Source organism: Sporocytophaga sp. (assembly GCF_017745095.1).
Taxonomy (GTDB): domain Bacteria; phylum Bacteroidota; class Bacteroidia; order Cytophagales; family Cytophagaceae; genus Sporocytophaga.
In genome coordinates, this window is record NZ_JAGHZZ010000002.1 from 1 (window position 1) to 16,410 (window position 16,410).

Annotated in this window: 14 protein-coding genes and 1 tRNA gene; 5 read left to right on the forward strand and 10 right to left on the reverse strand. The window is 37.5% G+C overall.

Annotation, left to right across the window (positions count from 1 at the left end; translation table 11 throughout):
• Positions 1–110: 110 nt before the first annotated feature.
• The 3 genes from J7604_RS02725 to J7604_RS02730 all read right to left on the reverse strand — a co-directional run bounded on the left by J7604_RS02725 (position 111) and on the right by J7604_RS02730 (position 1,486).
• Positions 111–554 (reverse strand): hypothetical protein, encoded by a 444-nt coding sequence (locus J7604_RS02725; protein WP_293890661.1) that lies wholly within the window; start codon positions 552–554, stop codon positions 111–113.
• Between the two features lie 79 nt (positions 555–633).
• Complete coding sequence (locus J7604_RS27020; RefSeq protein WP_367113550.1) at positions 634–768, reverse strand: NIF family HAD-type phosphatase; 135 nt, start codon at positions 766–768, stop codon at positions 634–636.
• Between the two features lie 568 nt (positions 769–1,336).
• Positions 1,337–1,486, reverse strand: a complete 150-nt coding sequence (locus J7604_RS02730; protein ID WP_293890664.1) for a hypothetical protein — start codon at positions 1,484–1,486, stop codon at positions 1,337–1,339.
• A 65-nt stretch (positions 1,487–1,551) separates the two neighbouring features.
• On the opposite strand from J7604_RS02730, the gene J7604_RS02735 reads away from it, so the two are divergent.
• Positions 1,552–2,256: a hypothetical protein gene (locus J7604_RS02735; RefSeq protein ID WP_293890668.1), complete on the forward strand. Its 705-nt coding sequence runs from the start codon at positions 1,552–1,554 to the stop codon at positions 2,254–2,256.
• Positions 2,257–2,377: 121 nt separating this feature from the next.
• On the opposite strand, the gene J7604_RS02740 is transcribed toward J7604_RS02735, so the two are convergent.
• Positions 2,378–2,779: a hypothetical protein gene (locus J7604_RS02740; protein ID WP_293890671.1), complete on the reverse strand. Its 402-nt coding sequence runs from the start codon at positions 2,777–2,779 to the stop codon at positions 2,378–2,380.
• Between the two features lie 364 nt (positions 2,780–3,143).
• Between J7604_RS02740 and J7604_RS02745 the strand changes: the two genes are divergently transcribed.
• The gene (locus J7604_RS02745; protein WP_293890673.1) at positions 3,144–4,298 is read left to right on the forward strand and encodes a hypothetical protein; all 1,155 of its coding nucleotides are present in this window, start codon (positions 3,144–3,146) and stop codon (positions 4,296–4,298) included.
• A gap of 121 nt (positions 4,299–4,419) precedes the next feature.
• Here J7604_RS02745 and J7604_RS02750 read toward each other — a convergent pair whose 3' ends face one another.
• The 6 genes from J7604_RS02750 to J7604_RS02775 form a co-directional block, all read right to left on the reverse strand.
• Positions 4,420–4,776 (reverse strand): four helix bundle protein, encoded by a 357-nt coding sequence (locus J7604_RS02750; protein ID WP_293890675.1) that lies wholly within the window; start codon positions 4,774–4,776, stop codon positions 4,420–4,422.
• Positions 4,777–4,973: 197 nt separating this feature from the next.
• Positions 4,974–5,055, reverse strand: a tRNA-Leu gene (locus tag J7604_RS02755).
• Positions 5,056–5,118: 63 nt separating this feature from the next.
• Entirely contained in the window at positions 5,119–6,153 is a 1,035-nt protein-coding gene (locus tag J7604_RS02760; protein WP_293890678.1) for an aldo/keto reductase, read from the reverse strand.
• 160 nt (positions 6,154–6,313) lie between these two features.
• A complete protein-coding gene (locus J7604_RS02765) occupies positions 6,314–8,434 on the reverse strand; it encodes a hypothetical protein (protein WP_293890681.1) in 2,121 nt (706 codons plus the stop codon).
• A 58-nt stretch (positions 8,435–8,492) separates the two neighbouring features.
• Positions 8,493–9,152: a deoxyribose-phosphate aldolase gene (gene deoC, locus J7604_RS02770; protein ID WP_293890684.1), complete on the reverse strand. Its 660-nt coding sequence runs from the start codon at positions 9,150–9,152 to the stop codon at positions 8,493–8,495.
• Between the two features lies 1 nt (position 9,153).
• Positions 9,154–11,550 (reverse strand): glycoside hydrolase family 31 protein, encoded by a 2,397-nt coding sequence (locus J7604_RS02775; RefSeq protein WP_293890687.1) that lies wholly within the window; start codon positions 11,548–11,550, stop codon positions 9,154–9,156.
• A gap of 354 nt (positions 11,551–11,904) precedes the next feature.
• Between J7604_RS02775 and J7604_RS02780 the strand changes: the two genes are divergently transcribed.
• From J7604_RS02780 to J7604_RS02790, 3 genes are all read left to right on the forward strand, one after another.
• Positions 11,905–13,179: a glycosyltransferase family 4 protein gene (locus tag J7604_RS02780; RefSeq protein ID WP_293890690.1), complete on the forward strand. Its 1,275-nt coding sequence runs from the start codon at positions 11,905–11,907 to the stop codon at positions 13,177–13,179.
• A gap of 24 nt (positions 13,180–13,203) precedes the next feature.
• Positions 13,204–14,409, forward strand: coding sequence for a glycoside hydrolase family 57 protein (locus tag J7604_RS02785; protein WP_293890693.1), 1,206 nt, complete (start codon positions 13,204–13,206; stop codon positions 14,407–14,409).
• Between the two features lie 85 nt (positions 14,410–14,494).
• A complete protein-coding gene (locus tag J7604_RS02790; RefSeq protein WP_293890696.1) occupies positions 14,495–16,372 on the forward strand; it encodes an ABC-F family ATP-binding cassette domain-containing protein in 1,878 nt (625 codons plus the stop codon).
• Positions 16,373–16,410 lie beyond the last annotated feature (38 nt).

Consider the following 16,410-nt stretch of genomic DNA (forward strand, 5'->3'; position numbering starts at 1 on the left):
AGCTGTCCTATTTTTGGGGAGGGGTACAAAAGCATGCGGTTGTAAAGCTCTACTCTCTCTATTATCACATCAGCAAGGCATATTTTTTACACAATGTTATGGTACGTTGCTTAATTGAACTTCCTCAATAAACTCTTAAAAATACTATCAGAATTTAATGATGGATTTAATTGAACTTTTGAGAACCCAACTTTAAATTCATAATCAGAAGGATCTCTAAAAACACAACTATTATTATATTCTCTTCCTGGGTCATGAGATTCAAACGCTTTACTTACAAATAAATCAAACGAATTTAAGTCAGATGAATCTAAAGTAATATATGTTTGAAAATCAGTATCCTTATCCTTAATTAAAATCCACTCATAAAGATCGTCTCCAATCGCGGCTTTCTTTAAAGTATAATTATTCGTTCCACCTCCTGCAATTCCACCATGAAAATTTTCTTTTATCTGGACTTCGTCAGCGTTTAATATCTTATCCTTTAACTTATCATTTGAAGAAGTACACGCAGTAAGTAGAATCAGTATTAAATTTGTTATCTGTTTTTTCATTTAATGTACCATAACATTTGAATATACGTCATGTGGCGTATATTTTTCTTTTATCACTAATCTAACTAATTTTTAAATTTCACAACGTCCTCAAATAATCATCAGATGCAGATGACCAAATTGCCAACCTCAAATTGCCAGAGCAGAACCGGATAAATTGATCCAACAATGGTCTTTTATAAATGTGATAATTAGATAAAATCTGCTTCTCTATCTAGTTCCTGCTTAGAGGTATGGATCAAAGTTTCATCATGGTTCTGTATTAAAAATATCCTCTTGTCTGCTTGCCTTTCCCAAAATCTTCAAAAATATCCCCGTCAACAAATATATAAAATGTGTTACAACTTACGATAAATTCCAAGCTAAGTTACCTGAGACATATAGATTTAAGTATTTCCCACAATATAATCTCAATAAATACCGCTCAATAAAGAAAGACCTCCAAAATTCATAGAAACAGCCATCAGCCAATGCCCTCAGGGCTTTCCCCTTCCTCTGCACTGCTTAAGCCCTTCCCCATAATACTTCAATAATATCTTCTCAGCCATTATCCTCCCCCATTTTTGCTTTAGCCTCGAGCTTTTGGGCTTTAGCCTGAGGGTTCCAGGCTTTAGCCTCACCGTTCCAGGCTTACTCCCGGAGCTTCCAGGAGCATCCTGATACTTCCAGGAGCGTTCCTGACGCTTCCGGGAATTCTCCTGGCTCTTTCAGTGGGCTGCTGAAAGGTCCAGGGATAAGCAAAAAGATAGGAGGCTATAGCCTGAGAATCCCAGGCTATAGCCTCAAATTTCCGGGCTAAAGCCCGAACGCCCCAGGCTTACTTCCGAAGCTTCCAGAAGTATTCCTGAAAACTTCAGAAACACTTCTGGAAGAGGCAGGAGCACTTCTGAATCTTCCAGGAGCAATAACTTAGAAAAAAAGTTGCACGACATTAATTAAAGTTCTAACATTGAAGCTGTTAATATTTTTATCTAAACCTAAACTTTTAATTACAGCTATGTCAATCAACAATGGATATCTGCCAAAGGCAGATAAAGAAAAAGCAATCTGGCTTAAAAATTTCTCTGGTAAACTTCAAATCCATGCAGCAAACGTGGGCATCGCCTCGGAAGAGGTAATCGGTGTCTCCAATGACGCATTAGCGTTCTTGTATGCCCTCGAAATGGTGGAAAATTCAAAGAATGAAGCGGCTCAGAAGGTCGCCTTCAAAAACCTGCTTGCAGATGGTTCGGAAGCTGTAGCGCTTACCTATCCGGCTTCAATCCCTGCTCTTAATCAACCTGCGTTGGTAAAGGCCGGTATCTTCAAGAGGACAGGAAAACTGGTGCAGAGAATCAAAAATCACCCCAACTACAATGATTCCATTGGTAAGGATCTCGGCGTTATCGGGGCAGAATATACTCTGGACAGAATTACCATGAAGCCTGAAATCGGTGGTGGACTGGACGCTCACCGTCCGCTTATCAAGTGGAAAAAAGGAACTGCGGATTCTATAGACATCTATGTAGATCGCAAAGATGGTAAAGGGTTTGTGTTCCTCGCCAACGATTCCACTCCGGACTATATAGACACACATCCTCTGTCTTCAGGCTCTGATACTGCTATCTGGTCTTACAAAGGAATCTATAAGATACAAGATGAACAGGTAGGTGAATTCTCCAACATCATCAACATCACTGTCACAAGACAGATAGAGGTATAAGGGAGCTTTTGCAGTTTTGAATAGATCCATAACCCTCCGGCTTTAATTGGTCTGGAGGGTTATTTTTTTGTGTGGCTGTGGAATAGGGATACTGATTTTAATAAATAATTTATTAATACTATTAATCTAAAACGAAGTTGGTATACCACCCAACAATGCTAGTGAAACCCCAAAGAAAGTAGAATACAATATTGACAATGATTAAGGTGACAAACAGCTTTTTTTCAATGTCAATTTTAGTAAAATAAAATTTTAGTATAAACACCATCGGAACAAACCCAATTAGAAATACAAGTGAATACATATAGGCAAGGATAATTTTAAAACCAATCTTCCCGGGAAAAATATTCATTGACTTTCCTGAATCACCAATTAACTCAGGAATATAATCTTGCGAAAACGGTACACTTCCAAAAGTTAGATACACACTTAAATAAGAATAAACCGAAACTATAAATAGCGTGCAAACCAACAACAATGAGAGATAGCAGATTACCTTAAGCGAGGTATTAATTAATAACATAGAAAAGATTTTAATAAAGTTTCTGCAATACAGATTTATTTTTTGTTTACTAATATACGCGGAAAAGCGATTAAACATTGGAACTATTGCAAGAAATAACTGGTGTTGAGTTTTTCAAAGTTGAACATAGCTTCATAAGAAAAGAAGAAGAGCAACAGTAACAAGTTGAAGATCTTGCTCACGCTCTTGATAACTAAAAAAATCTAAACTTTTTCTAAGACCAAATTAACCTTTATTCAAAAATTTGGTTTTCCATCCTGGAATTAACACTTAAGGAAAACTTCTGTATTTCCATACATCCTACAAAAGAACTGTATAATCCGCATCTACGGTTTAAAACATTTAAGTATCAAGAAATATTTTTATGAAGAAAGAAGCACATATTTCGGGCATTGGCACTGCCCTTCCCTACCCGGTTTCAACAGAGAGAATGCTGGAAGTTGACGAAGCAATGAGAAGATTTCATGGTCAACCAGATTCTGTTATCTCTAGAATGAAAAGTTTTGTAAAAGGTACTGGCATTCATACAAGACATTATTCACACCCAGTCTGGATCGAGGACAATAGATCCATTGATGATTATGAGGAAGCAAAACGTGTAGCGCTTTCACACGATATCTATACCCCTAATGATTTTATTCCACCGTATTGGCAACGTATGGAAGTTTTTAATGATACTGCAATAAAACTTGCTGTAGAAGCTGCCCGCAGAGCACTTGACAATTGGGGTGGAAAAGCTTCTGACGTTACTCATATTATTACGACCTGCACAAGTGGATGGAGTGAACCAGGTGTTGCCGTTTCTGTTATGGAAGCCTTAGGACTTTCAGATGATTGTCAGAAGGCAGAATTAAATTTTAACGGATGTTTTTGTGGCGCTACTTGTTTGCGAATCGCAAGAGATATCATTCGAGCCGGTGATGCCAAAGCTGTATTGGTCGTTGCCGTTGAAGTTGCCTCATCACATTATGATGTGAATGCCACTGATATTTCTTCACTGGTTGCACATTCTTTGTTTGCTGATGGAGCTGCTGCAATAATCCTTTCAGATGAAGGGAAATGGAAGTACACTCAAACAGGAATGTCACTTGTACCCCAAAGTCAACATTTATTAGGACTAGTGCCCCCAACAGGACCAGACCATACAAGTTACCGCATGACATTGAATCGTGAAGTAGGGAAAAAATTAGGTGAATATTTCTGCGATGGAGCGGGAAGTAAGATCCTTAATAAATTGCATCCTAATGCAGATAAGCCTACACCAGCATTAGGAATTCATCCCGGAGGACCAAATATTTTAGATCATGTGGGAAGCGTATTTTATGATTTGGGCTGGCCAACAAATGCACTTCAATCATCCTATGATACATTGCAAAGCATTGGCAATTTAGGTGCAGCAGCCATGATGTTTGTATTAGCAAGAAGATTAGACACAATAGAAGAAGACGAATTGATCACTCTTGCTTTTGGCCCGGGAGTAACAGTAGAGTGGGCTAAGCTTGAAAAAGTAAGTTCATAAATCAGCAAGAGTGTGAGCAACAGCAACAGATAAAGCTCTTTATCAAAATGCCTTTTGCCTTGTTGCTGTTGCTCCCTACTGTTGCTGTCCAAAGATCCTTTTATTTAAATCGTATCAGAATTCAAGATTTTTTTACAATTAAGCTTTCAGTCATTGCATACAACATTTTTGAAAGTTCTTCCAACTGGCAATAGAGTTTTTGAAAAATCTCTTTAGAAATAATTCCTTCATCTTTGAGAATATCAAAGATTGCGACACATTCAAAAACAGAACCTCTTGCAATTATAAAGAAGTTGCGCTTATCTGCATTGGTCTTTCTTCCTGAGCCCTCAGCAATATTCAGTGCAATACTTAAAGAAGATCTTCTTAATTGATTTTTAATGGCAGAGTCAAAAGCAAATTGTTTTAAAAGTTTACTAAACTCCAGATTATAACTTTTCGCTTTTAAATAAACGGTGAGTTTTTCAAAGTCAAACATAGCTGATATTAAAAAAAAGCAACAGTGTGAGCAAGAGCAACAGGTTGTAGCTATTTATTAAGGCGTTTTCCGTCTTGTTGCTGTTGCTCCTTACTGTTGCTGAAAATGGAGCAAGAGTGTGAGCAAGAGCAACAGATTGTAGCTTTTATCAAGCGTCTTCATTCTGTTGCTCTTGCTCCCCACTCTTGCTGTTCCTGTACCCAAGGGGGGATTTGAACCCCCACGCCTTACGGCATACGCACCTCAAACGTATATGTCTACCAGTTTCACCACCTGGGCATCCTTATTGGTTTTACAAACTTATGAGTATTTAAAGATAATTCCAAAATCATAAATCAAATATTACCATTTTTCACGATGATTTTCCAAAGCATGCCTCATACCGCCATAAAGATTATTCCGCATACCATCATTCACCAGGAAATCATGAGGAAATCCAAGTTCTATTTTACTTGCTTCATCCAACCTTTTTATCTGATCATGAGTAAGTTTAAAATTAAGACAAGCCATATTTTCTCTCATCTGATTTTCTTTTCTTGCACCTATCACCGGTATCACCACCTGATTTTTCTGTCTTAACCAGTTCAGTGCCACCTGTGCACAAGAACAGCCTGCCTCTTCTGCTATTTCTCTTACTGATGATACGATTTCCTGATTGCGGGCATTTAACCTTACACTATCAGCTTTAAGTCTGTTACCATCTCCTCCTCCACCTAAATATTTTCCGGTTAATGCTCCTCCGGCTATTGGGGCCCATGCAGTCACTGCAATATCAAGGTGCTTTGCCATAGGAAGAAACTCCCGCTCAGGTGTACGTTGCAGAAGACTATATTCCACCTGCATACCTGCAAAAGAAGACCAGCCTCTTAACTCTGCAATAGCATTGGACATAGAGATGATCCATGCTGGCGTATCACTAATGGCAATATAAAACACCTTACCTGCTCTTACCAGATCATCTAATGCTCTTAATACCTCTTCTACAGGTGTTGTGAAATCCCAGGCATGAAGATATAGAACATCAACATAATCTGTTTTAAGCCTCTTAAGACTTCCTTCCAAGGACTGCACAAGGTTCTTTCTATGATTACCAGATGCATTTACATCATGCATTCTGTTATAAAGAGAATATTTCGTCGCAACCACAAAGGTAGAACGCTCGCTGGCTATAAAATCACCTACAAATTTTTCACTTGTACCTTCAGTATAGCGGTTGGCAGTATCTATAAAATTCCCTCCTGCTTTTGTAAAGATGTCGAACATCTTCTGACATTCATCTTTATCAGCACCATATCCCCAGTCTCCGCCGAAAGTCATAGTTCCAAGACAAAGCTCAGACACTCTGAGACCGCTCTTTCCAAAAAGTTTATATTTCATTTTGCAATAATTAAGAAGTTACTGATACTGATTTGAAAAAGTATGCTACAAATTCAAAAGATTATTGTACCACAAAAGACGTTACCATTCTTTTGCATCGCTGCATAACTCAATTCAAGGTAAAAGTGTTTTGTAAAAAACTTATTTTCTATTTAATAATCTAGAAATTAAATGTCACCCCCGGACCAAATACAGCAAAGAATGTATTGTTCTTCAACAGATATCCACATCCCGCATACAAAGGAAAACTAAACTTGGATTCTTTTCTAACAGGGAACAATGAGCCCAGCACTACAAAACCAAGATCTCTCTGCTTGTTATTTTCACTTAAGTTAAAAATATCCAAAGCAATAAACCCCGCCCCAATCTTATATGGCTTTAGCTTACCCACCTTTTGCTGATCATAGAAACTGAACTGAGCAAGAAAGGCAATACTTATACCTGTTAAATTGCCAAAACCTGATTGTGAAAATTTCTTAACCAAAAGACCTGTAGGAAAGGAAACCTGAAGATCCAGGGCTGTTACCATTTCTTTAATAAAAGTAATCTTCTGAGAATATCCCGGAAGGCTATACTTCTGGTCATTATGTTTTATAATGATCTCTAGTCTCCACCAGCCTTCCATGTCATAGGTTTTATGCAGAAGATAATCATTAATATTGATCTCGCCTTTTTTACAGTCTTTTACATCATAGAAAAAATATCTTGGAGACGCTTCTCCAGGACATACTACAACATTATCTATCTTTTGAAATTCAATAAGATCACTTTTAGTATTATAGATCCTTACCTCAATATTCAGATATTGCTTACCATAAAACCTTGTTTTCGTATCAATATTATTTTCAAAAAACACAATATTGACATCTTTAATCGGGGCCCTTGTTAGAACGGGCTTATTGAAGACGTTCCCCGAAAGCGGTATTACTTCTTTATCATAACTTACCCCTACAAAGCCCAATGCCTTGGGAACCTGAAACTCTCTTAATTGCAAATCATACTTAGTGATAGTACCATTCATATAAAGAGAAATTCTTCTTTTAATAATATCTGTAGGAATTTTAATAAGATAGAATTTAACATTATCAGAAGTTCTTGTCGTGTCATAACTAACATCTTTCACACCATCAAAATAAAAATCAGCTTTGGAAAGTCCTCGCCCCTCTATCTTCACTTCTACTCTTTCTCCAGGATATACGACAGTGCTGTTCGTCCAGTCCTGCCCCTCTCTGAGCACTGATATATTTTCAACATTAGGTTTTTCCAAGACGTTAAAATTTGTAATAAACTCTAATTCATCACCGTCTTTAATAAAAAGATAACCTTCAGATATTTTATGCAGTGTATAAGGTCTCAACACTGCAAGAATTTTATTACTGTTTCCAACCACTGATACAGTATACAGTTCTGCAACAAGGCGTCCACCAGGTTTCTGTTGATTTTCTATCCTATAGGTTTTTCCAAGTTCAAAGTTTCTGTGAAAATCAATCTGTACTTCTTCAGTTTGAAGAGAACCAGGGTCAAGGAAAAATTCATTCCTGTCAAGATTTACATAACCAATCCGACTGGGCTTTATATTAAATTTTAATTTTACAGGAGGCAAATCAAAACTTAATTGGTTATTGTCTTTCAGAAAAGGAGCTACTGTCCTAAGATTTAAAATCAACTCTTTATAACCCAGGCTTTCCGGGTGAATAAAAAGTTTAATAGTATTATTATCTCCCTTTTGTAACCTGAACTTTAGAGGTCCAGCTACCTGCCAATCTGAAGGAATTCTGATATTAAAGATGTTTTTTGCCGGAAGATCAATAGTTCTGTCTTCACCTATGTACAGGTCCTGGGCTTCGGCAGGGGCTCCCACAAAGGTCTCGAAGAAAGGACTCATCTTTATTTCATCCGTGATCAACCCTGCATCTGTCTCCGCAATCATGATCAGTCTAAGGAATTTGATGTCCGGAAGATTCAGTAATCTTATCTTTCCCCGAAAATATTTATTTCCTATCTCTTTTAAAGAATCAAGTACCATGTAATCTGAAGATCCTGCAATATGTAGTCGCGTTATCTTTATCCCCTCTTCAGGAAAAACTGTAATTTCCATGATCTCATCTTTGTTTTCTGCTTTAAAAAACAAAGTCTTTTCATCTTTATAAACTCTTGAATCTTCAGGGTATTGGTATTCAGAAATATCTATACGAAAATTTATTTTCTTAAAAAAATTTGATTGTTGTGCTTGAGCAGATACAACAATCAACAGAAATATAATAAACAGAAATGCTCTCATGAATTACAATTGCGCAACATAAATAACTCTTCAATCCTGAAAAGATAAGGATAAAAAATCAGAATGAAAGATAATCCTTCATTATAGCAACAGAAGAAGAAGTGCCAATGCGGTCAGCTCCGGCATCAATCATTGCTTTAACATCCGCTAGCGTTTTAATTCCTCCGGAAGCTTTGATCCCCGTGGATGAAGGAATATTTTGTTTTATAAGCTTTATATGCTCAGGAGTAGCACCAGCAGGTGCAAGCCCTGTTGATGTTTTGATGAAGTCGGCTCCAGCGTCGGCTGCAGCTCTACTTGCCTTCACAATCTCTTCATCAGTAAGATATGCTGTTTCAATAATCACTTTTAAAATCTTCTGTTGCTCATGGCAACATTTGGCAGCTTTCGCAATATCAATCTTAAACCACTCCATTCCGGATTTAAAAGCTGAAATATTCATCACCAGGTCAAGTTCATCTGCTCCCATTGCAATGGCATGCTTGATTTCTTCAAGCCTTGTTTCTGTAAGCTGGTACCCTAATGGAAAACCGATCACGGTAACCAAACTGATATCTGCATCACCTATTTCCCTCTTTGCCCTTTTAAGCCAAAAAGTTGGAACACAAATGCCAAAGAGTTTAAACTCTTTGGCCTCTGCTACCAACTTATCTATGTCTTTATCGGTAATAACTGGTTTTAAATTAGTGTGCTCTAAGTATAAATTTATTTCACTCATCTTATGATATCACTAACTTACCGAAATGAATCGGAACCATTACCTTAATTTCATTTTTATCTTGATTCTCCATAGTAAAGGCTACCTCCTGACCATCAACTTCGCACTTTCTAGGTTCAAATGACAGACCATGTACATTGACAGCATAACTATGGTAAGTCGGAGTAAATTCTCCTTGAGCAGACTGTTCTATTACAAACTGATTATCCGAACCATTGGTATTGAACGTTCTAACATTATACTGCCCTTGTTCATATCCATAACCATCGCCTGAATCTTCATAAACAACAGAAGTATGAGACTTGGTATAGTAATAAGCATGAAGAATTAATTCTTTCAATTCAATTTCTCCAACATATTGCATCACAGGATACATTGGAATAATAGAACCAGCTCTCACGAAAATAGGCACTCTGTTAAGATCTGCTTCTGCCCATACTTCCATATTTCCATGGAAACGCTCGTCATCCCAGAAGTAATACCATACTCCTGAAGGAAGATACAACCAACGACCATCAGCTTCCGCTTGAGTAACAGGAATTACAAGCAGATTATCACCTACTCCGAATTCATCCTGACGGAAATAAGTTTCAGTATCGCTCTGATCAAGGAATGTCAATGGTCTTAAGAATGGTGTACCGAATTTTGAATACTGCCAGAAGGTGGTATACAAATAAGGCAACAACCTGTATCTTAACTCAATGGTCTTTTTAGCCAGCTCTGCATATTCATCCCCAAATGACCATGGCTCCTGATCTCCGTGATCACCAGATGAGTGTGTTCTGCAGAATGCATGGAATATACCAAGTTGCAGCCAACGTATATACATTTCACCAGAAGGAGTTTCAATAAACCCACCTATGTCAGATCCACAGAATGAAATACCTGAAACAGCAAGCCTTTGACACATTACATTAGCAAGCCACAAATGCTCCCATGAAGCTACGTTATCACCCGTCCACACACTTGAATATTTCTGTATTCCGGAGTAAGCAGATCTTGTAATATTGAAAGGACGATAGTTAGGGGCTAGGAATCTTTTAATGCCATCATAAGTGGCTTTTGCCATCTGCATTCCGAATACATTGTGAGCTTTCCTGTGACTGCATGGATCACCATCATAATTGTGTCTTACATCATTAGGAAATGTTTCAATCTCAAATACAGCAGGTTCATTCATATCATTCCACACACCCCGAACCCCTGTTTCTATAAGGCCTTTAAACAAGCCTGACCACCACTCTCTCACTTCTGGGTTGGTAAAATCAGGGAAGTTACATTTTCCAGGCCATACGGATCCTCGCATGAGCGGGCCGTCTTGTCTTTTACAGAAATAATCCTTTTCAATTGCCTCCTGATATACCCAATAATTTTTATCAATCTTGATACCTGGATCTATAATGACTACAAGCTTATAACCATCTTTGGATAATTCGCTGGTCAACCCTTTAGGATCAGGGAAATAATCTTTATTCCAGGTGAAGCACCTGAAGCCATCCATGTAATCTATATCAAGGTAAAGGGCATCGCATGGTATACTTCTTTTTCTGAATTCAGCAGCAATGTTCTTTACAACCTTTTCAGGATAGTAACTCCATTTACATTGGTGATATCCCAGAGACCACAGAGGAGGAAGCTCCGGCTTACCCGTCATATTGGTATAGGTTTCCACTACATCCATAAGCTCAGGACCATAGATGAAATAATAATTCATTTCCCCTCCATGTGCCCAGTAGCTATATACATTCTTTCTTTCAAAACCGAAGTCAAAAAATGTTCTGAAAGAATTATCAAAAAGAACACCATATCCGATTTTATGGTGAAGCCCCAGGAAAAACGGAATGTTCTTATATAAAGGATCTGCATTTTTCATAAACCCATAGGTATCTTTCCCCCAGAGTTCAAACCTCTTACCTCTAAGATTCAGATCTGTTGGCTTATCTCCAAGCCCAAAGAAGTGTTCTCCACTTTGAACCTTTTTACTCATCATTACAATCTCGCCACCATAGTCTTTGTGCTCTTCCCAATGAAACCCCTTTTCATCGTCGATCACAACTTTACCTTCTTTATCAAAGATGGTGATAAGAAGACGGTGCTTAGTAATTACGATATCCAAAAAGGCAGTGCCGATTGTAAACTTCTCTTCATCTTCTTTAATATCCAGGGCTTTCACCTTTCCCTCATAATTATGAGCACCTGAATAGGAAAAATCTCTTTGAAAAATGCTCTCGGGAGAATACCTGAAGCGAATCACCTTATCGCTTTTAACACTCACCTCTAACGCAGATTCCGTACAATAGAAATAAAAGGTATAACCATCGCGTTTCCAGCTTTGAACTGTATCGGGAAACTGTTGAACAGATATCTGATTCTGCCCTAGATTCATGTAACTTTCCATAAGAACAATTTTAAAGCCCTTTATGCAAAACCCGGCAAAAGGTTGCATAAAAAAGACATAGTACAATTTTAAATTCGTTTATTAACACTTTCCAATAAAGTTCTTCTTTGCTTTACTAGAGTAAAAACTTTTTTTAACAATAAAAAAAGAAAGCATGAAAACATCTCCTTTTTTTTATTCGTTAATACTCTCTTTGAGCAACTTTCCAATGGTTTCAAAAGTCTCAACTAAAACTATTTTTATAATGTTGAGTTATTGATAAACTGATTTTGTTCAATTAAGTTTATTTAAAAAAAAGAAAAACACTACGCTGATAATCTGGTTATAAAGTAGATTTTTCAAGGAAAGACTAATATGAGAAAACCAAGAGTACTAATGCTCGGATGGGAGTTCCCTCCCATTATAAATGGCGGCCTTGGGGTTGCCTGTCTCGGCTTGTGCAAAGCTTTATCCCAACATGTAGAGCTGTCCATGATCATCCCAAAATCAGATCCTAATTACATGGTTAATAATGTGGAACTGATAGGGCTGAATAACGTCGAAGTAGAAAATCTTAAAAAGATACGCACTAGCAAATACTATAAAGAATTTGCTCACGTCACTACTGTAGAGGCCAATATTTTTCCTTACGAAACTGCTGAATCAGATTTTGATATCATTAGAGGAAAGTCTATAGACTTCAAGTTGGATACCAACGTGAATATTTTCAAGGTAGGCGACCTTTACGGAGATGATGTCATCAACAAAGTGATTGAATACGCTAAGTTTTGCGCTCGTCTTGCAATGACAAAAGACTTCGATATCATTCATTGTCATGACTGGATGACTTTTCTTGCAGGCATTGAAATTAAAGCTCTGTCAGGCAAGCCATTGGTGCTTCATGTTCACTCTTTGGATTATGATAGAGGCGGACCTGATAGCAGAGGTTGGGTGTACGATATTGAAAGATGGGGTATGCACTATGCTGATGCCATAATTCCAGTAAGCCGTTATACAGGTTCAATTGCTAAAAACCATTATGATGTGGATGAAAGAAAAATTTATCCTGTTCACAATGGAGCAGATCCTGTTCATGTATTCCATGACACGAAGGATTTTCCAGAAAAACTTGTTTTGTTTTTAGGAAGAGTTACAGGCCAAAAAGGTCCTGAATATTTCCTTGATATAGCTTCTAAAGTTATAGAGCATGCACCCAATTCAAGATTTGTAATGGCTGGAACGGGAGATAAACTAAGAGGACTCATAGAATCAGGTGCTTACAGACAAATTGGAAATAAATTCCATTTCACTGGATTCTTAAATAAAGAGAAAGTACACAAGCTACTTTCAATTGCTGATGTTTATGTGATGCCATCTGTATCAGAACCTTTCGGACTTTCTGCTTTGGAAGCTGCTCAGTTTGGAATTCCTTGTGTGATATCCAAGCAATCGGGAGTATCAGAAGTGTTATATGGCGCTCTGAAAGCCGACTTCTGGGATGTTGATAAAATGGCAGGTCATATTATATCCTTGCTTCAGAACGATTCTCTAAGAGAATCCGTAGTTAAAGATGCATTCCGTGATCTGGAAAATTTAACATGGGATAAAGCTGCTGATAAAGTAGCAGATGTTTATAAAAGAGTACTTTAAAAATATTTAAAAATCATTCGGATTATGCCAGCAGTTTGTTTTTATTTTCAGGTACATCAACCATACCGGCTAAAACAGTATTCGTTCTTCAATATAGGTAATGATCATAATTACTCGGACGAAAGACTAAACAAAGAAATTCTGAATAAAGTAGCAGATAAGTGCTATTTACCAGCTAACAAGCTGATGCTTGAACTGATCAAAAAGTTCAACAAGCAGTTCAGAATTTCATATTCCATCAGTGGAATAGCTCTGGAACAATTCGAAAAATACAGACCCGATGTATTGGAGTCTTTTATTGACCTTGCTAGAACGGGCTGTGTGGAGTTTCTTGGAGAAACCTATCACCATTCACTAAGCTATCTTTATTCTAAAGATGAATTTGTGAGACAGATAGAACTTCATGAAAAGAAAATCAAACATTACTTTAATCAGGAGCCGGTTGTTTTCAGAAACACAGAATTGATATACAATAACGATCTGGCTGATTTTATTCAGAAGATGGGATACAAAGCAATACTCTGCGAAGGTGTTGATAGTCTTCTCCAAGGTAGAACACCTAATCAGATTTATACGGCTCCAAACAATAAGAAAATAAAATGTCTTCTGAAAAACTTCAGGCTATCAGATGATATTGCCTTCAGATTTTCAAACAGAGACTGGCCTGAATATCCGCTTACTGCACAAAAATTTGCTTCATGGCTTCACAATGCTCATTCAGCAGATACAATCAATCTGTTTATGGATTACGAAACCTTTGGCGAACACCAATGGAAAGAAACTGGCATTTTTGAATTTATGGAGCATTTGCCTGGAGAAATTTTAAAGAATAAAGATTTTTCATTCAAAACTGTTGGAGAAGTTGCTGATGATTATCAAATCAAAGATGTTTATGATGCACATGCAACTACATCTTGGGCAGATTCCGAAAGAGACCTCAGCGCCTGGTTGAGCAACTCAATGCAATCTGAATCTCTCTCCAAATTATATGCTATGGAAGAGGATGTAAAAAACTCTGGAGATAAAGACCTGATAGAAAGATGGGCAAGGCTGCAATCCTCAGATCTCTTCTATTACATGTGTACAAAATATTGGTCAGATGGTGTGGTACATAAATACTTCAGTCCTTATAACTCCCCCTACGATTCATACATTTACTTCATTAATGCACTTGCAGATCTGGAAGTAGAGGTAAATAAACATTCATTGGCTACAGCTAGAGTGTTTTAAGTTTGCCTTATATTCACTTACTTTGCCTTATTGCAAACTTTCTGAGTATGCAATAAGGCTTTTTATTTTACAAGAAATCAACTCAATGAATTATCTTTCAGGCGAATCTCTCGGAAAATCATACAATGAAAAATGGTTGTTCCAGGATTTAAACTTTGGCATTAGTAAAGGTGAAAAAATAGGACTGGTTGGCGCAAATGGCGCTGGCAAATCAACTCTGTTTCAGATTCTATCCGGAAAATTAAATCCTGACCGCGGCCATGTTGCTGTTTCATCCGGAATAACTGTGGGATACCTTGATCAGGACCCCGAATTTCCAGAAGGCATTACTGTAATGGAAGCATTATTTTCTTCAGAAAGTCCATCTTTACTTGCTATTAAAGAATATGAAAATGCACTGAACAATAGCGAAGATTCCAACGCTTTGCAAAAAGCCATGGAGAAAATGGATGCTCTGAATGCCTGGGATTACGAAAGTAAAGTAAAGCAGATCATCGGCAAAATGGGTATCACCATTCTTGATCAAAAGATAAAGGACCTTTCCGGAGGTCAGAAGAAAAGAATTGCCCTTGCAAGGTTATTGATAGAAAGCCCTGATTTGTTGATTCTCGATGAACCTACCAACCACCTTGATCTTGATACTGTGGAATGGTTGGAAGGATTTCTTTCCACCAGTAATACAACCCTCCTACTTGTAACCCACGACCGATATTTCCTTGACAGAGTTACCAATGAAATTGTAGAGTTAGATGGAGGTAAAATATACCGATACAAAGGTAATTATAGCTTCTTCCTGGAGAAAAAGGCTGAGCGGCTTTCCATAGAACAAGCTGAAACAGACAAAGCCAATAACCTTTTACGCAAAGAGCTTGAATGGATGCGCAGGCAGCCAAAAGCAAGAGGAACCAAAGCTAAATCTAGAGTAGATGCTTTCTATGAATTGGAGGAAAAGGCTGGCAAAACTAGAAACGACCAAGCACTTGAACTAAAAGTTGAAACTTCCAGACAAGGAAATAAGGTCATCGAAATTGACCATATAAGTAAAAAATTTGCGAAGCCGATCATCAATGATTTTTCTTATGTCTTTAAAAAGAAGGATAGAATTGGAATTATTGGTAAAAATGGTTCCGGTAAATCTACTTTCTTGAATATCATTACCGGAAAAATACAGCCGGACAGTGGAAAAATTGACGCCGGATCAACAACCAAGATTGGATACTTTTCACAAACAGGTCTTGATTTTAAAGAAGATCAACGAGTGATAGATATTGTTAAAGAAGTAGCTGAGCATATACCAGTTGGAAACGGTGAGACCCTCAGCGCTTCCCAGTTTCTTCAGAAATTCCTCTTCCCCCCTGCTGTTCAATATACGTATGTCAATAAACTAAGTGGAGGAGAAAAAAAACGCCTTCAGTTGCTAAGGGTTTTGATCAGCAATCCTAATTTCCTGATTCTGGATGAGCCAACCAATGATCTTGATATCCCTACTCTAAACGTTCTCGAATCATTTCTGATGACCTATGAGGGATCGCTGGTAATTGTTTCACACGACAGGTACTTTATGGATAAACTGATAGATCATGTTTTCATTTTTGATGGTTCAGCTACTATTAAAGATTTTCCCGGAAATTACACTGACTATCGTAATCATCTGGAAGAATTAGAGAAACAATCAGAGGGAAAATCAAAAGAAAAACCCAAAGAAAAGCAAGTAGAGCAAATAACACCTTCAAAACCGGCAGAGGAAAAGAAAAAGCTTTCTTTTAAAGAGAAACAAGAGTTTGAGACGTTAGAAAAAGAAATTGATAAGCTTGAGAAGAAAAAGGCGGAACTGACGGATAAGTTATCCTCTTCTTCAATTAGCCATGACGAGCTGACTAAACTTTCCAAGGAGTTTGAAAATGTAAATAGTACTTTGGAAGAAAAAACTTTACGCTGGTTAGAACTATCTGAAAAAGCTTAAAACTCAGAAATTAAGATTTATTTTTGAATTTGTACATT